The organism is Bacillus sp. MSP13, from assembly GCF_000815295.1.
GTDB classification, from domain to species: domain Bacteria; phylum Bacillota; class Bacilli; order Bacillales; family Bacillaceae; genus Bacillus; species Bacillus vallismortis.
In genome coordinates this window covers 34309-52830 of record NZ_JXAQ01000004.1, presented here as the reverse complement: position 1 = coordinate 52830, position 18522 = coordinate 34309, and the positions used below count along the sequence as shown (strand labels likewise).

The window sequence follows — 18522 nt, the reverse complement described above, 5'->3', positions numbered from 1 at the left end:
CCTCCTAACTACGGGTTCGTCACTCGGACGCCTTGGACATAAATATTAACAGAGTCCACTGCCAATCCGATGGTTTGATTTACTGTGTACTTTACTTTTGTTTGGACATTATGTGCCACTTCAGAAATTTTCGTTCCATAGCTGACAATGATATACATGTCAATATGTATCTGTTCTCCTTCTTGGCGAACTTGGACGCCTCTGCTGAAATTCTCTTTCCGAAGGATTTCAGTCAGTCCGTCTTTAATCTGGTTTTTAGAGGCCATTCCGACAATGCCGTAACAGTCGATCGCCGCGCCTCCTGCCACCATCGCAATGACTTCATTAGATATATCAATCTGCCCGTACTTCGTTCTTAATTCAATGGACACACTAGTTCCTCCTTCGAATGCATAGAGTTACAGCTATTCTACTATATGGTTTCCATTATGAAAAGAAAAGACCAGCTATTGCTGCCGTCCCTCTACATATACTATAGCACCGCTGTTTGCGCAAGATGTCAAGTGAATTTTCTTGAAAGATGATGAAACAATAGTTGCAAACGTTTTTTAGCTGTGGTAAATTATTTAAAGTATCCATATCGAAAGCATCTAAGATCATATGAAATGTTAAAAAGTAGATGTTTTGTGCAAGTGAGGAGGGAAACAAATGGCACGTAAATGCGTTATCACAGGTAAAAAAACAACAGCTGGGAATAACCGTTCTCACGCAATGAACGCTTCTAAGCGCACTTGGGGCGCGAATCTTCAAAAGGTTCGTATCCTTGTGAACGGAAAACCTAAAAAAGTATATGTATCTGCTCGAGCTTTGAAATCCGGTAAAGTTGAGCGTGTATAACAAAATGAACGCCTGCCTCTATATGTGGCAGGCGTTTTTATGTGGTGAAAGAGGGCTATGAACCCCTGGGCCTTAATCTTTTCTAAATGAACCCAGCATCGCCCGGACAATTCCTCCTAAAAACTTCGGCAATTTAATGGTGTAAAATTTCATTTTTTGTCCCCTCCTATAACGTCCCGTAACCGCCTGTTCACTGATGTCAGCAAATGAATGAAAGCACATGCTAATCCGTGCTTCTTATCATTATTAATATGCCTTTTGCAAACGAAAAAGTACCTCGTGAATGAATGAGTTCGTTACTAATACATAGTGTTGAACCGAGCGTAATATGACAATTATTCAGCGGATATTTAAAACCAGCCAGTGTCAGCTCATGTATTTCTTCGGAAAACGGTATGAAGGAGATATATCGCTTGTTTTCATCCTTCTCCATATCATATTCACCGGGAGGGAACATTTGAATATGATTTTGTTTGTCTATCAGCCTAATTTTGATATTCGTTTTTATACCTCTATACAGAAGCTGAATATTTCCTAAAAAATGATCAGCTCTGCCGCCTGTAATGCCGAAAATCTGAATGATATCCGGCTGTTTTTCCAGCGCCCAATCAAGGGCGAGATCTAAATCTGTTTGATCTTTTTCTGCTTGATACACATGAAGTGCGGGAGCGGCATTTTCAATTCGGCTGCGTTCTTGCTCTGTTATGCTGTCAAAATCTCCAAAAGCTTCATCAGGAATGAGCCCGGCATCTAAAAGAGTAACGGTGCCTTTGTCAACACCGATCCAAAGGATGTCCCCAGCTGTATAGCCGGTTAGATCAGGAATGAGATCTTTAGGGCCTCCCGCAACGATATTGATTGTTTTCATCTCTGATCCCTTTCTCAGCATACAGGAAAAAGAGCTTAGGCTCTGCATGCCCAGCTCTTTTTCCTGCTGCTTATTTACTTCCTCTGATTTCAGAAATTGCTTTTTGGCGGTCAGGCTGGCCGTAAACAGCTGAACCGGCTACGAGTAAATTTGCGCCCGCTTCAATGACTAGCGGAGCGGTTTCTTTATTGACGCCGCCGTCTACTTCAATTAACAGATCTTTTTTTCCTCTTTCATCCGCCATTCGCTTAACCTCTTTGATTTTAGGAAGGACAGAATGAATAAATTTCTGCCCGCCAAATCCCGGGTTCACCGTCATTAAAAGAACAAGATCAAGGTCGTCGAAAACATGCTCGATAACTTGTACAGGCGTATGCGGGTTCAGAACAACACCGGCCTTCACCCCTTGCTCTTGAATAAGCTGGATGGTACGATGCAGGTGCGGACATGCCTCAGCATGCACCGACAGGATATCTGCGCCGGCTTTAGCGAAAGCCGGGATGTAACGATCCGGCTCTTCTATCATTAAATGAACATCCAGCGGCAGGTCTGTTACCGGCCGGACAGCCTCTACAATCAGCGGACCGATCGTGATATTCGGGACAAAGTGGCCGTCCATGACATCAATATGAATACAATCGGCTCCGCCCTTTTCTACATCTTTAATCTCATTGCCTAGAGCGGCAAAATCAGCGGATAGAATAGATGGTGCAACCTTTATCATTATGCTAATACCTCGGCTTTCTGTCTTTAATCTCCGTCATAAATTCAACATAATGGTCGTAGCGATACTGCTTTAATTCCCCGTCTTCAACAGCTTGTTTCACTGCACATTTTGGTTCTTTCAGATGCAAACAGCCTCTGAATTTGCACGAAGCGCTTTTTTCTCTGATATCAGGGAAGGTATAACCAAGCTCTTCTTCCTCAATATCTGTAAATTCGAGCGAGCTGAATCCCGGAGTATCTGCAACCAAGCCTCCGGACGTGTGAATCAGCTCTACGTGGCGGGTAGTGTGTTTCCCGCGGCCCAAATGTTCGGAAATCTCGTTAGTTCTTAAACCAAGCTCCGGACTGATCGCGTTGAGAAGCGAGGATTTTCCCACACCGGACTGACCGGCAAATACCGTTGTTTTGTCCTGAAAATGCGGGATGATATCCGTTAAACTGTTTTGGTCCTTAGAGGAGGTGAGATACACGTCATACCCAATATTCCGGTAGTCTTGTGCATAGGTTTGAATCGCATCATGTGTATCCTGATCTTCAATCAGATCCATTTTTGTAATGCATATAATCGGCTGAATATCATTGGCTTCAACGAGAACCAAGAAGCGGTCGAGCAATGCCGTGCTGAAAGAAGGCTGAACCGCTGAGAAAACAAGGACCGCTTGATCCACGTTGCAAATTGGCGGCCTGATAAGCTCATTGGTTCTTTCTTTAATTTCTAGCAGATATCCCTCTTTGTCATTTTCAGCTTGATACACAACATAATCACCGACAAGAGGGGTAATTTTGTTCTTTCTAAAAATGCCTCTTCCTCTGCATTGAACCACTTTATCTGAATCCCCTGATTCATCCAGTACATAGTAAAAACCGCTTAGCGCCTTAATAATTTTGCCCTCGGGCATATTTTCCCTCCTTGTTATTCACCTTTCGGATACTCAATGGTTTTGTAGCTGACGACTTTATTATTTACCATCACTTGATAGTACCCTTTTTGGCCGGATTCAATCTTCAATTCGATCGTTCGTTCAGCCGGCTCTTTTATCTTAAATTCCTCGTAAGTGTCAGAAATGCTGTGATCCGCATCGTCAATCGCGATTTGCACCTCAAGCTCGTCCCCCTCATTTTCTGGCTCGTAGGGGATCTCGACCTTTTCTTTTACTGTTTTCGCAGGTTTTTTCTCAGGTCCCAGAGAGAATGTCACCTCAACTTCGTTTCCCGGCTTTACTGCCGTTCCTGCCGCTGGCTTTTGTTTGACAACCTGCCCTTCTGGAATATCATCTGAGTATGCTTCTTTTTCTATCAGCTTCAGTCCGTTGTCTTCCAGATATCCAGACGCTGCTTCTTTACTGTACGTTTTCAAGTCTCTAAGCGTAATGTCTTCGGGCCCAATACTGACTGTGAGCTTGACTTGATCTTCACTTGGCACAAGCTCAGTCCCTGCGGACGGATTCTGTTCGATGACAGTGCCAGCGCTTTTCTCGTCGTTCACTTCATTCACTGTAACATGTTTAAACCCTTGGTCCTTTAACGCTTTTTTCGCCTGATCGGCCGTTTGGCCTGTCACATCGCCGACCTCCGTTTTAGCTTTTCCGGTGCTTTTATAGAGCGTGACCGTAGCGCCTTCTTTAACTGTGGATTCCGCTTTAGGATCCGTTTTTACAATCAGGCCTTCGTCAATTTTCTCATCTGAGATTTCCAAAACCTCGGAATCAACCTGCAGGCCGTCTTTTTCCAAAAGGCCTGCCGCCTTTTCGTATTCCATTCCGGAGACATTAGGTATTTTGACATCTTTAGGCATAAAAAGCGACGGAAAAACGGTGACAGCGAGAATTCCAGCTGTGATGAAAATGATGCAAACCGTTAGCAAAACCCACGGCCACTTTTTTCTTTTGCCGTTTTTCTTTGTTTTATTGTCGTTGATTGGTGTCAATTCAGCTTCTTTTTCGGCAGCAGCTTTCGCGAGCTCTTCATCTTTAATGATCGGAATCGCTTTTGTCATCTCTTCATCTTCTTGAATCGTAAATTTCTTCTCATTGAGTCTGTCGGCATCAAAAGCTGTTTTTATATCTGCTTCCATATCTTCAGCTGTCTCATAGCGATGAAAAGGGTCTTTTGCAGTTGCCTTTAGGATGATGTTTTCAACGCTTTGGGGCAATGACGGGTTCCACCTTCTCGCCGAAGGAGTTTCCGCCTGTAGATGCTTTAAGGCGATGCTGACTGCCGATTCTCCATCAAACGGGATACGGCCGGTTAAAAGCTCGAAAAGAACGATTCCAAGCGCATAAATATCAGATTTTTTTGTCGCCAAACCGCCCCGCGCCTGTTCAGGTGATAAGTAATGGACTGAGCCCAGCACAGAATTGGTATGGGTGATTGTAGTCGAGCTTAATGCCGTCGCAATTCCGAAATCCGTCACTTTGATATTTCCCATATGGTCGATCAAAATGTTGTGCGGCTTAATGTCTCTGTGAACGATCTGATTTTGATGGGCATGCGCGATGGCTGAGACAATTTGCTCCATGATGTTCAGCGCTTCTTTAGGGTGAAGCGGCCCGTTTGCTGTTATGTATTCTTTAAGCGTCATGCCCTCAACGTATTCCATAACAATATAATAAATATCATCTTCCTCACCCAAATCGTAAATACTGACGATATTCGGGTGATCGAGGCTTGATGCGGATTGGGCTTCTCTTCGGAAACGCCTGATAAACTCATTGTCATTCACATAGTCAAACCGCAGGATTTTGATTGCGACTTCACGGTCTAGAATCATATCCTCAGCTAAGTACACGTTGGCCATTCCTCCGCCGCCTATGACGCGAAGAATTTGGTAACGTCCGCTGATCCGCTTGCCGATTAGCACTGATCTTCACCCTCTTCAACATGTAAAGCAAGCTCAAGCAAAACTGCTGTAATGTTGTCTTCCCCGCCATTCTGATTGGCTTTTTCCACTAGCAGGTTTACTTTTTCCTGTGGAGCTTGATCGCTTTGCAGGATGTCTTTTAATTCAGTGCCTTCCACTTTATTCGTCAGTCCATCAGAACATAGAAGCAGCTTGTCTCCGGGTTCGATATCAAAGGAACGAGTGTCAATGCTAACTGACTGGTCTGTTCCAAGCGCCTTCGTCAGCACATTTTTCCGCGGATGATGTTCAGCGTCTTCTCTGGAAATCTCCCCAGTGCGAACCAGCTCATTTACAAGTGAATGATCTTCTGTCACCTGGATGAAATCACTGTCCTGAAGCAAATAGCATCTGCTGTCACCTATATGGGCAACAGAAACCGTTTTCCCCGTAAAAAGCGCACATACAATCGTTGTTCCCATGCCTTGGCATTCTTCGTGGGCTTGGGCATGCTCGTATATTTTACTGTTTACCGCGAGAATCTGCTCATTTAGCCAATTTTCACATGCTGCGGGCGCAACTGGAATCGTCTCCGCTTCATTCCATTTCTCCCCCATGGCTTTCACAGCCATCTTGCTCGCAACATCTCCAGCAAGATGGCCGCCCATGCCATCAGCGACAACCGCTAATACAAAATCGTCTTTCCCTTTGAATATCCCCGCATCATCTTCGTTATGCTGACGGATTTTTCCTGTATCTGTTTTTAAGGCTGTTAACAACCCTCATCACCTCGTCTCGTCTTGACGCTCCTTCGCGCGAAGCTGACCGCAGGCTGCGTCAATGTCATGGCCTTGCTCTCTTCTGATTGTGACATTAACTCCGCGGGATTTCAGCGTTTTTTCAAAAGCGAAAATCTGGTCACGCGGTGTACGCACATAGTCTCGTTCAGGCACGTAGTTTACCGGAATCAAGTTCACGTGACATTTGACTCCCTCGAGCAAGTCGGCAAGCTCTTCAGCGTGCTCGACCTGGTCGTTTACGCCTCCGAACAGCCCGTATTCAAAGCTGATACGGCGTCCCGTTTTGTTAATATAATATTTAACAGCTTCCATTAATTCAGGCAGCTTGTACGCTCTGTTAATCGGCATCAAACGGCTTCTGATTTCTGTATTCGGCGCATGCAGAGAAATCGCAAAGTTAATTTGCATTTTTTGATCAGCGAATTCGTAAATTTTCGGGATGATCCCGCTTGTAGAAACTGTAATGTGGCGCGCGCCGATATTTAGGCCATTATCATGGTTAATGATTTTCAAGAAAGCGAGCATTTCTTCAAAGTTATCAAAAGGTTCACCAATTCCCATGATCACGACAGAGCTCACTCGTTCATCCGTCTCATCAAGAGCTTGTTGGACTTTGACGACTTGTGCGACAATTTCGCCCGCTTCAAGGTTTCGTTTCAAACCTCCAAGCGTCGAAGCACAGAATGTACAGCCAATGCGGCAGCCGACCTGTGTCGTTACACATACAGAATTACCATACTCGTGTCTCATTAACACGGTTTCGATTGTATAACCGTCATGAAGCTCGAATAAAAACTTCATTGTACCGTCTGAAGAGGTTTGTTTGACGGCCGTTTTCAACGTTGTTAACACAAAATGAGCGCTTAATTTCTCACGCAATTCCTTTGACAGGTTTGTCATTTCTTCAAATGAAGATACGCGTTTTTCATATAGCCATTCAAAAATCTGTGCCGCTCGGAACGGTTTTTCTCCGTTGTCTGTCAGCCATTGTTTGATTTCATCTAATTCAAAAGAATAAATAGACGGACGCTCTGTCCGCAATTCTTTTCTTCCTTTTGTTTTTTTCATTTCTGCCATTGTTATCCCTTCTTTCTCATGCTGCAAATAAAGAAACCATCTGTTCCGAAATAATGAGGAAGGATTTGCACCCTTCCATCCCGAACAAAGGGTCTCGCCTTTTCGGGCAGCCGCTTTTCAAGAGACAAATCGGGTTCAAAATCAGGATGTTCTTGTATAAACGCATGTATCACTTCTTCATTTTCTGTCCGGTCCATTGTACACGTACTGTAGACAAGAGTGCCACCTTTTTTTACTAATGGTGCAATTTCTCTCATGATCGACAGCTGGATCTCAGCAAGCCGCGCGCTGTCATCTGGCTTTTTCGTATACTTCATATCCGGCTTTCTCCGGATGACACCAAAACCTGAGCACGGAGCATCTACCAAAACCCGGTCAAACTGTTCGTTTTCAAACGTTTCTCCTGCTTTTCTCGCATCCATTTCTTTCGCATCAATGATTGTAATTCCAAGCCGGTCTGCCGCTTCTTTGATAAGCTTCACTTTATGTTTGTGAAGATCAAGCGACGAAATACTTCCTTTGTTCTCCATCAATTCGCCGATATGAGCCGACTTTCCGCCAGGCGCCGCACATGCGTCAAGTACCGTTTCACCGGGCTTAGGATCAAGGGCCCGGGCGACGAGCATCGAGCTCTCATCCTGGATGGACACTTCACCGTTTTGGAAAAAATGAGTTCCGGCGATTGTGCCCTTTAGGAGCTTCACAGCATCTTCAGCGAGGTCGCCTTTTTCAACTTCAATTTCTTCAGCTGCCATTTGATCAAGCAACTCCGCTCTGTCTGCTTTCATTTGATTGACACGCAGTGTTTGCTTCGGCGGAATAAGATGGATGCGGCAAATCTTTTCAGCCGCATCAAACCCATATGCATCCACCCACTCTTTTACGAGCCATTCCGGATGGCTTGTCTCTGTCGCCAGCCGGCGGACAGGGTCTTCGATGGCGTCAAAGGATGGAACACCTTCCCGCTGTAGGGAACGAAGCACTCCGTTGACAAATGAAGCAATGCCTTTGTGTCCGCGGATTTTTGCGATCTCAACCGCTTCATGGATGGCAGCCCTGTCTGGAATCTTCTCCAGATACTCCATTTGGTATAAGGATAGGCGAAGAAGCTGAATCACCCACGGCTTTACTTTTTGGGGCTTATTAATAAACGGTTGAAGCATATAATCAAGCGCGATCTTATTTTGCAATGTTCCATAGACAAGTTCAGTCAAAAGCCCTCTGTCCTGATCACTCAGTTCATTTGATTTCATGACCGATTTCAGGAGCAGGTTGCTGTATGCCTGGTTTTGTTCTAGTTTGATCAGCGCCTCAAGGGCGATATCACGAACACTATTATTTTTCATTGTTTACTCCTAACTTTTCACCAGCTTCAACATGGGCGCCGCGCACAAAATCCTCGCCCTTCATGCGTTTTTTGCCAGCAGGCTGAAGTTCGGTTAATAACAGGGCCGTTTCGTTGCCGGTGGCCACGATAATCCCTTGCTTTTCAATCGCCACGACTGTGCCGGGCTCAGCTTTTTTAGGTGCGGGAGTTTTTTTCGACGCCCATACTTTCAAGTTTTGCCCATTCAGAGTCGTATAGGCAACAGGCCAAGGATTTAAGCCGCGGACTTGGTTGTAAAGCTCTTCTCCTGTTCTAGACCAGTCGAGGAGCTCTTGCTCTCTTTTGATATTAGGAGCGTATGTCGCTTTCTCTTCATCCTGCTTTTCAGGTGATATACTGCCCGAAATGACATTAGGAACAGTTTCAGACAATAGCTTTGCCCCAGCCGCGCTTAATTTATCATGCAGCGTTCCGACATTGTCGGTTTCTTCAATGTCCACTTCCACTTTTGAGATCATATCGCCGGCATCCAATTTTTCTACCATATACATAATGGTTACACCGGTTTTTTTCTTTCCCTGCAAAATGGAGTAATGGATCGGGGCTCCGCCGCGCAATTCCGGCAAAAGAGACGCGTGAACGTTAATGCAGCCGTATTTCGGGCTGTCGAGAAGCTCCTTCGGCAAAATTTGGCCAAATGCTGCCGTTACGATAAGATCAGGCTTTAATGCCAGCACGTTCTCGATTTCTTCTGTCAACCTGACTTTTTCCGGCTGAAGAACCGGGATGCCGTGACGCAATGCCTCTTCCTTTACCGGAGGAGGTGTCAGCACTTTTTTTCTGCCCTTCGGACGGTCCGGCTGCGTGACGACTCCCACCACTTCATATCCTTCCTCTATCAAGGTTCTTAAAACAGGAACTGAAAAATCCGGCGTCCCCATAAATACGATTCTTGTCATCAAATCATCCTTCCATATCCGCTAGTTCATCTTCTGTATAGTATGTGCTTATTTTAGATGTAAACAGCACCCCGTCTAAATGGTCCATTTCGTGCTGCACGGCTCTCGCTAAAAAGCCTCGCGCTTCCAGAATAAACGGTTTTCCCTGCCGGTTAAACGCACGCACTTTAACGTAATCGGCACGTGTGACATCACCATAGACGCCGGGAAAACTCAGGCATCCTTCTACACCGGTTTGCTCTCCGCTTTTTTCTAAAATCTCTGGATTCACAAGATCAATCCTGCCGCTGTCATCCCCGATGTCTACGACAGTTGCTCTTTTTAAAATGCCGATCTGCGGCGCTGCCAGTCCGACCCCATCCATTTCAAGCATGGTGTCGTACATATCATCAAGCAGTTTTTTTAATTTTTTATCAAAAACAGTCACGGTTTCCGCCGGTGTTTCCAAAACCTCCGCTGGATGTGTGACGATCTTTTTTACTGCCAATTTGTTACCCTCCAAGACGTGAGATCTTACATCATCATATAAGGATTCATATCAATTGAAATCATTACATGCTTTTGTTCAATTTCGCGTTTATAATGTTCCAGTATCCTCTTCAATAAAGCAGATAACTGGGTTTCCTGTTTGTATTTTATCACGCATTGATAGCGATATCTATCTTTGATCCGGGCGATCGGGGACGCACTTGGCCCGAGAATTTTCGTGTCAGCTCCGCAGTTTGATTTTAAAAAGTGAGCGATTTTTTCAGCCGTAACGGCTGCTTTCGTCACTTCCTCATGAGAAACCGTCACAAGGGCCAAATAGTAATAGGGCGGATAGGATTGCTCTCTTCTATGCGCCATTTCATGCTGATAGAACGCTTCATAATCGTGCGACTTCGTCAGCTGGATGCTGTAATGGGACGGTGTGTACGTTTGAATGATGACATTTCCGGGTTTTTCGTGCCTTCCTGCCCGTCCGCTGACTTGCGTTAACAGCTGAAAAGTTTTTTCGGCCGACCTGAAATCAGGAATATGGAGTGTTGTATCAGCACTTAATACGCCGACAAGTGTGACATTCGGAAAATCAAGCCCTTTCGCAATCATTTGCGTTCCGAGAAGAATATCCGCTTTTCCTTCTCCGAAAGCTGACAATAATTTTTCATGCGCGCCCTTTCTTGACGTCGTGTCAACATCCATCCGAATCACTCTTGCATGCGGCAGAACTTTTGTCAGCTCTTCCTCCACTCGCTGTGTGCCCGTCCCGAAAAAGCGGATATGCTCGCTTGCACATTCGGGACAAGTATGCGGGACAGGCTCCTCATGTCCGCAATAATGGCATTTCAGCCTTTGGCCGTAACGATGATATGTCATGGAAATGTCGCAGTGCGGGCATTGCGGGACATATCCGCAATCCCTGCACATCACAAAGGAAGAATAGCCCCTTTTATTTAAGAACAGCACCGCCTGCTCCCCCTTGGCAATCGTTTCTTCAAGCTTTTCCATCAATTCAACTGAAAACATTGAACGATTGCCGTTTCTGAGCTCTTCTCTCATATCGACAAGCGAAACCTCAGGCATCACCTGGTGGTTCACGCGGTGCTTCAGCGAAAGAAGCTCGTACACACCCTTTTGCGCCCTTGCATAGGACTCTAATGTCGGCGTAGCACTGCCCAGCACAACAGGGCAGCTGTGGTGTTCAGCCCGCTTGATCGCCACCTCTTTCGCATGATAGCGCGGCATTTCTTCTTGTTTGTAAGAGGACTCATGCTCTTCATCAATAATAATCATTCCGAGATTTTCAAACGGAGCAAAAATGGCCGATCTGGCGCCGACGACAAGCCGCACTTCTTTCCGGTGGATTTTACGCCACTCGTCATATTTTTCCCCTGTGGATAATCCGCTGTGCATGACTGCCACCTGAGAGCCGAAACGGCCCTTGAAGCGATTGACCATCTGCGGCGTCAGGGATATTTCCGGTACGAGAACGATGGCTTCATTACCTTTCGCCAGTACTTTCTCAATTGATTGCAAATAAATTTCTGTTTTTCCGCTTCCTGTTACACCGTGAAGAAGGAACACTTTATGCTCATCGTTGTCCAACGTCTGGCGTATAGGCTCAAAGGCTGCGCTCTGTTCGTCTGTCAGCGGGAGCGGCTCTGTTTTTTTGAACATTTTGTCCTGATAGGGATCTCTGTAAACCTCTTCATAGCTTTCCTTCAACAGCCCCTTTTGGATAAGGGTTTTGATGGTCGCAGAGCTAGCGTCCGTTTTTTTGCACAAATCCGTTGCGGGGATTTTCACCCCTTCCCGCTCAGCAATGAAAAAGTGAAGAATCGCCTGCTGCTTGGCCGCTTGGCGGGATAATCCCTCAGCCTGTTTGCTAAGCTCTTCTTTACTCGCATTTGCCTGAATATGCCTGACCATTTTTTTATTGGTTTTTTGCGCAACTTTATACGTCACATCAATGCTGCCTTTTTGAACATGCTTTTGAATCAGTTTCAGCATATCGTGATCAGGTATATCTGAATACAGAAGAGTCTTTGTTTCAGAAAACAGCCGTTCCACTTGCGGAGGCAGATCGGCACCGTGTGCGATTTTTAGTTCTTTTTCATATTTCGCCTTTAATGCGGCAGGCAGCATCGCTTGAAGCGCCGTTATTTTAAAAGACAGCGTTTTGTCGGACAGCCATGATGACAGATTCATCAGCTCCTCTGTCAAAACAGGTGTAAGATCTAATAAATCCTCTACTTCCTTGACAGATTTCCCCGAGAGATCAGATGCTTCCTTCACAGCTGTCACAAACCCTTGAATTTTACGGGGGCCAAATGGAACAATGACCCGCATTCCCGTTTTTATCATGCCTTTGAGATGGTCTGGGATTTTATAATCAAAAGGCCTGTCTATATTTTTGGTGCTGACATCAACGATGACCTCGGCAACATTCATGATTGCTCTCCGGTTTGTTTTGATAGGGCTGCGACTTCCTTAAGAATTTCAAAAGAAACATCGAGCTTAGACATGATCGGAAGCTCGCGTTTGCGACCGTCTTCCAAAAAGATTGTCACGATATTCGTATCAGCACCAAAACCGGCCCCATTAGCTTTCACATCATTTGCCACGATCATATCAAGATTTTTGGCGGCGAGCTTTTGACGGGCATAGTGTTCAACGTCTTGTGTTTCAGCGGCGAAGCCAACCAGTAGCTGCCCCTGCTTTTTCTCGCCCAATTCTTTTAAAATATCAACCGTTCTGATCAGTTCAAGGGTCATACCGCCGTCTTGTTTTTTCATTTTATGGTCAAAAACGGTTTTCGGCGTAAAATCAGCTACCGCAGCAGTTTTGATGACAATATCACTCGAGTCATATACAGAGAGCACCGCATCATACATATCAGCAGCCGATTGAACAGGGATAAACTGAGCAAGGCCTTTCGGCTGATCTAATAAAACAGGGCCAGAAATTAAAGTTACCTGTGCGCCGAGCTGAACCGCAGCCTCCGCTAATGCGTATCCCATTTTACCCGTTGATTTATTGGTAAAAAATCGGACAGGATCAATCGCTTCCCGGGTCGGCCCAGCTGTAATGACCACATGTTTGCCTTCTAAAGGAGCGGTTTTTTCTTCAGCAAAGTGCTTTTCAGCTAGCGACACGATACGTTCTGGCTCTTCTAATCTGCCTTTTCCTACGTAACCGCACGCTAAATAGCCCTCGCTCGGCTCAATAAAACGATAGCCATCCTGATAAAGAATAGAAATATTTCGTTTAACTGACTGGTTGTCATACATGTGAACGTTCATCGCCGGCGCGATCCATACTGGAGCCGTTGCCGCTAACAACGTAGTCGTCAGCATATCGTCAGCGATGCCGTTTGCCAGTTTTCCAATTACATTAGCCGTAGCAGGCGCCACGATAATCAAGTCGGCCCAGTCTGCGGCATCAATATGAGAAATGACGCTTGGATTTTGTTCTTTAAATGTATCTGTATATACTTCGTGGCGGCTCAATGCCTGAAATGTCAGCGGTGAGACGAATTGGCATGCTGATTCAGTCATAATCACTTTGACATTTGCTCCTGCCTGTACCAGCTTGCTCGTTAACGCACAGGCTTTATAAACAGCGATGCCCCCGCTCACGCAAAGCAACACATTTCGATTGTTAAGCAATGACTTCTCCCCCTCTGCACTTTACAAAAACCGCACGGAAAAAAATAACAACCTACATGATATAGGTTGCTACTTGTGCTACTATTCGCGGTCTTCCTTTTCAAACGAAAGCAGGCCTGCATCAATTTCTTCTAAAGCTTTGCCTACATATTTGTGTGAAATCGTATGTTCAATCATTTGGTCTTTTTTGATTTGCATGTCACGCGCGCGTCTTGCAGAAACAGTCACGAGCGTATATTTTGAATCTAATTTATTCATTAATGAGTCAATTGACGGATCTAACATCGTTATTCAACCTCCAGCATTTTCTTATATCTTGGTGCAACGCGCTCACGCTTCAAATGTTCAGCGAGAACGATTGCTTTGATCTTATCGCATGCCTTTTCAACATTATCGTTTTCAACGACATAATCATAAGCATCCATCATTTCGATCTCAGCTTTTGCGGCTTTCATTCGATTTTCAATCAGAGCGTCTGTTTCCGTACCCCGTGTCACGATTCTGTTCTTCAGTTCAGAAAGGCTTGGAGGCGCAAGGAAAATAAACAGGCCTTCCGGGAAAGCATTTCTCACTTGAAGAGCGCCCTGAACTTCGATTTCTAAAAAGACGTCTTTTCCGTCTTGAAGCGTCTGTTCAACATAATCGACAGGCGTGCCGTAATAATTGCCGACATATTCTGCCCATTCAAGCAGCTTGTTGTCTGCAATCATTTGCTCGAATTCTTCTCTCGTTTTGAAAAAATAATCGACTCCGTTCACTTCGCCCTCTCGCGGACTTCTTGTTGTTACTGAGATCGAATATTCAAATTTTGTGTCTTCCTGCGAAAAGATCGCTTGCCGAACCGTTCCTTTACCAACTCCTGAGGGACCTGAGAGAACGATTAATAACCCTCTTTCTTTCATGCGGCAACTATCCCTGCCCTTCATCCATAATTTCTTCTTTAACAGAAAGTCTGTGTGCAACTGTCTCAGGCTGGACGGCAGATAAGATAATGTGGTCACTATCCATGACGACAACTGCACGGGTTCTTCGTCCGTATGTAGCGTCTATAAGCATTCCGCGGTCTCTTGCATCCTGGATCATCCGTTTGATTGGCGCAGACTCCGGGCTGACAATCGAAATCATCCGATTGGCGGAGATAATATTGCCAAATCCGATATTAATCAGTTTAATCGTCATCTTCTACGTTCCCCCTGTAAAATAGACGTCTCTAGTTTAGCCTAGTAAGACCGTCTGTAAACAATACGCACAGTCACTATTCTATATTTTGCACTTGTTCTTTTATTTTTTCAATAGAACTTTTCATTTCGACGACAAGCTTTGTGATCTGGTGATCATTTGCCTTTGAGCCGATTGTATTTGCTTCCCGATTCAGCTCCTGAACGAGAAAGTCGAGTTTGCGCCCGACAGCTCCGCCTTCAGCTAATATATCACGAAACTGGGCAAAGTGGCTCTTCAGCCTGGTAATCTCTTCAGTGATATCCGAGCGGTCTGCAAAAATAGCGCATTCTGTTACAAGCCGGCTCTCGTCTAACACGTCTTCAGTCCATTCTTTTATTCTGGCGTACAGCCGTTCCCGGTAACGGGATACGACGTCTGCTGCAAGCAATTCAGTTTCATTCACCAGCTCTTCAAGCTGGTCAATATGCATCAGGCAGTCTTTTGCTAAAAGCAGCCCCTCTTTTTCACGCATTGCACAGAGCCCTTTTACCGCTTCCTCTGCAGCAGCGATGATGAATGCCTCCAGCCTGTCGTTTTGCGTCTGTTCTTCATGAATCTGAACGACATGATCAAGCTTGAAGAAATCCATTACATCAGGCTCTGCAGCCAATTGATACCGCTTCTTCATATCTCCCGCAGCTGCGACGAACTCATCGAGCAGCGCCCAATCAATTTCAAGCCTTTTCTCAACAAGCATATCGCTGTCAACGGCTACGAAAAGCTCAATTCGTCCGCGCTGGATACGCTCCAGAATCGTCTGTTTCAGCTTATCTTCAACATATAGCAAAGGCCTTGGCAAACGAGCGTTCACTTCTTTAAACCTGTAGTTCACAGATTTAAGTTCCACGCTTACAGAGAGATCATCTTGTGTTTTGCTTGCACTGCCGAAGCCTGTCATACTTCGTATCATTTTAAAACACCCAATTCTTCCCTGATTCTCATAATAAAAGGGCAATAGACATGCTATTACCCCTAAGATTATATCATATGAATTTATTTTTTTCTTGTCAAAAGTGACCCAGCCAGCAAAAAAGTAGGAATGGCGGACATGCCGATGACGAGCATCCAGTCCCCCGGCGTGATAGCAACGGTATGGAAAATCGGCTGAAGCGGCGCATAGTAGATCACAACAAGCATCAGCAAAATGGATGATAATACCGCACCGATTAAGTACATATTTTGAAACGGGTTTCTGGAAAAAACAGATGTCTCGCTTCGACAGTCAAAAACGTGAATCAGCTGAGCCAGCACTAAAGTGGCAAACGCGATCGTCTGGGCATAAGCCAAATTCTCCGGATTCCGGTGATATACAATGATGAACGCTAAAATGGTGGCAGCTCCGATCAAAAATCCTCTGGAGACGACCTTCCATCCAAGCTTGCGGGCAAACACCCCTTCTTTCGGATGGCGCGGCTTTCGCTTCATCACATCTCCTTCCGGCTGATCCATGCCAAGCGCCATTGCCGGCAATCCGTCCGTCACTAAGTTGACCCATAAAATCTGAATCGGCACGAGCGGCAAAGGCAAGGCAAGCAGCATCGCAAACAGCATGACAAGGATTTCTCCGACGTTAGAAGCCAACAGGTACCTGATGAACTTTCTGATATTTTCATAGATGTTTCTGCCCTCTTTTATCGCAGATTTGATCGTCGCAAAATTATCATCCACGAGAACAAGGGATGACGCTTCCTTGGCCACATCTGTCCCGGTAATGCCCATAGCCACTCCGATGTCAGCTTGTTTAATGGCAGGTGCGTCATTGACGCCGTCTCCGGTCATCGCCACAATATGCCCGTTTTCCTGGAAAGCTTTCACGATTTTCAATTTATGCTCAGGAGAAACGCGGGCGAATACATAAACATCCTCCACGACATTTGAAAGCTCTTCTTGAGAAAATTCATTCAGCATGTTACCGTCCATGATTTTGCCGCTTTTCGGAAGGAGGCGCAAGTCTTTGGCTATCGCTTTAGCAGTCTCCACATGATCGCCTGTAATCATGACGGTCTTGATACCCGCTTCACGACATTCTTTAATTGCCTGTCTGACTTCCGGCCGCGGCGGATCAATGATGCCCGAAAGACCGAGCAACGTCAAATCTTTTTCCGCCTGCTCCATAGACGGTGTTTCACCTGTTTTTATCGGCCTGTAGGCAACCGCTATCGTTCTGAGCGCCTGGGATGCCAAATGTCTTAACACCGACTCTGTTTCTGCTTTTCTCTCATTAGTTAAAAGCGCCGCTGAGCCGTCATAATAAATACGGGAAGAGCGTTGCATCAGCACATCCGGTGCACCTTTTGTGACGATATACCGCTTTCTGTCCTGACCCTCTACAATGACAGTCATCATTTTCCGTGCAGAGTCAAACGGAAACTCTTCAATCACCTGATAATGAGATTCAACAAACTCCTTAGAAAAACCGCCTTTTCTTGCCGCGGTGAGCAGCGCCCCCTCCGTCGGATCTCCATCAAGCACATATTCACCGTCTCTTTTCTCAATATTGGAGTTGTTACACAACGCTCCGAACAGCAACATCTGCTGCAGCGGCATATGCTCATTTACACTGACCTCTTTTTCGTTCAGTGTAAAGCTTCCTTGCGGTTCATAGCCGGCCCCCGTTACTCTCCATGTTTTCCCTCCGGACCAGACATGTGTTACTGTCATTTTGTTTTGCGTCAATGTTCCTGTTTTGTCTGAACAAATAATAGAGGCACATCCTAGTGTTTCAACAGCAGGAAGCTTTCTTACGATTGATTTTTGCTTAATCATCCGCTGCACGCCAAGTGATAACGCTGCTGTCACAATTGCCGGGAGCCCCTCCGGAATAGCAGCTACCGCTAATGATACACCCGCTAAAAACATAGTGTACAAGTCATGCCCCTGAAGGACACCGACAGCAACGACAAGCACCGTCAGCAGCAACGCAACAACAATTAAAATCTTCCCAAGTTGCTCCAGCCTTCTTTGCAGCGGTGTTGACAGTGTCCCTGCCGATTCAAGCATGTCGGCAATTTTCCCCATTGCCGTATTCATTCCTGTGCCTACAACGACCCCCACACCGCTGCCGCGTGTCACAATCGTTCCCATAAAAGCCATATTCGTAATATCGCCGAGCGAAACATCCGGTTTTTTTAATTTATCGGCATGCTTTACAACCGGGATTGATTCCCCGGTCAGGGCTGATTCTTCTATTTCAAGGCTTTTCGCTTCGACAATTCGAACGTCCGCGCCAATCCTGTCACCGCTCGTAAATTTCACAATATCACCCGGCACAAGGTCTTTAGAAGGGATCTTTATCCAGCTCCCCTCCCTGAGCGCCATGACATGCGGTGTCGAAAGCTCTTTTAAAGCCTGAAGAGATTGCTCAGCTCGCCTTTCTTGAAAGAAACCGAGTAAGCCATTCACAAGCACAATCGCAATAATCGCAACCGCGTCTACGTATTCACCAAGAAATCCCGAGATTAACGTGGCAGCCAAAAGCACAAGCACCATAAAATCTTTGAACTGCGCGAAAAACAAGAGAAGCGCTGATGTTTTTTTCCCTTCTTGCAGCTCGTTTGGCCCATGCTTATCGAGGCGTTTTTTCACCTCTTTTTCTGTTAATCCTTGTTTCATGGACGTATTGGTTGCCTCTAGTAAATCTGTTTGTTCCATTTCATGAAACTTCATTCGCCTCGTCCACTCCCCTGCTCTCTTATAGAGATATCACTCTATAAGCATGCT

The 18522-nt window shown here is 45.6% G+C and carries 19 protein-coding genes; 1 reads left to right on the top strand and 18 read right to left on the bottom strand.

Annotated features, from left to right (window positions below; genetic code table 11):
- Positions 1-8 precede the first annotated feature (8 nt).
- Positions 9-371 (bottom strand): Asp23/Gls24 family envelope stress response protein, encoded by a 363-nt coding sequence (locus SC79_RS03635; RefSeq protein WP_003238605.1) that lies wholly within the window; start codon positions 369-371, stop codon positions 9-11.
- Between the two features lie 277 nt (positions 372-648).
- Here SC79_RS03635 and rpmB point away from each other — a divergent pair, with 277 nt between their 5' ends.
- The gene (gene rpmB / locus SC79_RS03630) at positions 649-837 is read left to right on the top strand and encodes a 50S ribosomal protein L28 (RefSeq protein WP_003221548.1); all 189 of its coding nucleotides are present in this window, start codon (positions 649-651) and stop codon (positions 835-837) included.
- Between the two features lie 72 nt (positions 838-909).
- Here rpmB and spoVM read toward each other — a convergent pair whose 3' ends face one another.
- The 17 genes from spoVM to SC79_RS03545 all read right to left on the bottom strand — a co-directional run bounded on the left by spoVM (position 910) and on the right by SC79_RS03545 (position 18468).
- Positions 910-990, bottom strand: coding sequence for a stage V sporulation protein SpoVM (spoVM, locus tag SC79_RS03625; RefSeq protein ID WP_003221545.1), 81 nt, complete (start codon positions 988-990; stop codon positions 910-912).
- A 70-nt stretch (positions 991-1060) separates the two neighbouring features.
- On the bottom strand, positions 1061-1705 hold the full coding sequence (locus tag SC79_RS03620; RefSeq protein ID WP_010327888.1) for a thiamine diphosphokinase: 645 nt from the start codon (positions 1703-1705) through the stop codon (positions 1061-1063).
- Between the two features lie 70 nt (positions 1706-1775).
- Entirely contained in the window at positions 1776-2429 is a 654-nt protein-coding gene (gene rpe / locus SC79_RS03615; protein ID WP_039073930.1) for a ribulose-phosphate 3-epimerase, read from the bottom strand.
- 4 nt (positions 2430-2433) lie between these two features.
- Complete coding sequence (gene rsgA / locus SC79_RS03610; protein ID WP_010327890.1) at positions 2434-3330, bottom strand: ribosome small subunit-dependent GTPase A; 897 nt, start codon at positions 3328-3330, stop codon at positions 2434-2436.
- Between the two features lie 14 nt (positions 3331-3344).
- Positions 3345-5291, bottom strand: a complete 1947-nt coding sequence (gene prkC / locus SC79_RS03605; RefSeq protein WP_039073929.1) for a serine/threonine protein kinase PrkC — start codon at positions 5289-5291, stop codon at positions 3345-3347.
- Positions 5285-6049: a protein-serine/threonine phosphatase PrpC gene (gene prpC / locus SC79_RS03600; protein ID WP_039073928.1), complete on the bottom strand. Its 765-nt coding sequence runs from the start codon at positions 6047-6049 to the stop codon at positions 5285-5287. Before prpC ends, prkC begins: the two co-directional genes overlap by 7 nt.
- 6 nt (positions 6050-6055) lie before the next feature.
- Positions 6056-7147, bottom strand: a complete 1092-nt coding sequence (gene rlmN / locus SC79_RS03595; RefSeq protein WP_039073927.1) for a 23S rRNA (adenine(2503)-C(2))-methyltransferase RlmN — start codon at positions 7145-7147, stop codon at positions 6056-6058.
- A 2-nt stretch (positions 7148-7149) separates the two neighbouring features.
- The gene (rsmB, locus tag SC79_RS03590) at positions 7150-8493 is read right to left on the bottom strand and encodes a 16S rRNA (cytosine(967)-C(5))-methyltransferase RsmB (RefSeq protein WP_039073926.1); all 1344 of its coding nucleotides are present in this window, start codon (positions 8491-8493) and stop codon (positions 7150-7152) included.
- Complete coding sequence (gene fmt, locus SC79_RS03585) at positions 8483-9433, bottom strand: methionyl-tRNA formyltransferase (RefSeq protein ID WP_039074259.1); 951 nt, start codon at positions 9431-9433, stop codon at positions 8483-8485. The genes rsmB and fmt overlap by 11 nt, the downstream gene beginning before the upstream one ends.
- Before the next feature lie 4 nt (positions 9434-9437).
- Entirely contained in the window at positions 9438-9920 is a 483-nt protein-coding gene (gene def / locus SC79_RS03580; protein ID WP_039073925.1) for a peptide deformylase, read from the bottom strand.
- 26 nt (positions 9921-9946) lie between these two features.
- On the bottom strand, positions 9947-12364 hold the full coding sequence (priA, locus tag SC79_RS03575; RefSeq protein WP_039073924.1) for a primosomal protein N': 2418 nt from the start codon (positions 12362-12364) through the stop codon (positions 9947-9949).
- Positions 12361-13581 carry a bifunctional phosphopantothenoylcysteine decarboxylase/phosphopantothenate--cysteine ligase CoaBC gene (coaBC, locus tag SC79_RS03570; RefSeq protein ID WP_039073923.1) on the bottom strand — a complete coding sequence of 407 codons (1221 nt, stop codon included), beginning with the start codon at positions 13579-13581 and terminating at the stop codon, positions 12361-12363. The genes priA and coaBC overlap by 4 nt, the downstream gene beginning before the upstream one ends.
- 81 nt (positions 13582-13662) lie before the next feature.
- Positions 13663-13866, bottom strand: coding sequence for a DNA-directed RNA polymerase subunit omega (gene rpoZ, locus SC79_RS03565; RefSeq protein ID WP_039073922.1), 204 nt, complete (start codon positions 13864-13866; stop codon positions 13663-13665).
- A 2-nt stretch (positions 13867-13868) separates the two neighbouring features.
- Positions 13869-14483 carry a guanylate kinase gene (gene gmk / locus SC79_RS03560; protein ID WP_010327898.1) on the bottom strand — a complete coding sequence of 205 codons (615 nt, stop codon included), beginning with the start codon at positions 14481-14483 and terminating at the stop codon, positions 13869-13871.
- A 7-nt stretch (positions 14484-14490) separates the two neighbouring features.
- Positions 14491-14760: an extracellular matrix/biofilm regulator RemA gene (remA, locus tag SC79_RS03555; protein ID WP_003154355.1), complete on the bottom strand. Its 270-nt coding sequence runs from the start codon at positions 14758-14760 to the stop codon at positions 14491-14493.
- 76 nt (positions 14761-14836) lie between these two features.
- Positions 14837-15712 (bottom strand): YicC/YloC family endoribonuclease, encoded by an 876-nt coding sequence (locus tag SC79_RS03550; RefSeq protein ID WP_039073921.1) that lies wholly within the window; start codon positions 15710-15712, stop codon positions 14837-14839.
- An 83-nt stretch (positions 15713-15795) separates the two neighbouring features.
- The gene (locus tag SC79_RS03545) at positions 15796-18468 is read right to left on the bottom strand and encodes a calcium-translocating P-type ATPase, SERCA-type (RefSeq protein WP_039073920.1); all 2673 of its coding nucleotides are present in this window, start codon (positions 18466-18468) and stop codon (positions 15796-15798) included.
- Positions 18469-18522 lie beyond the last annotated feature (54 nt).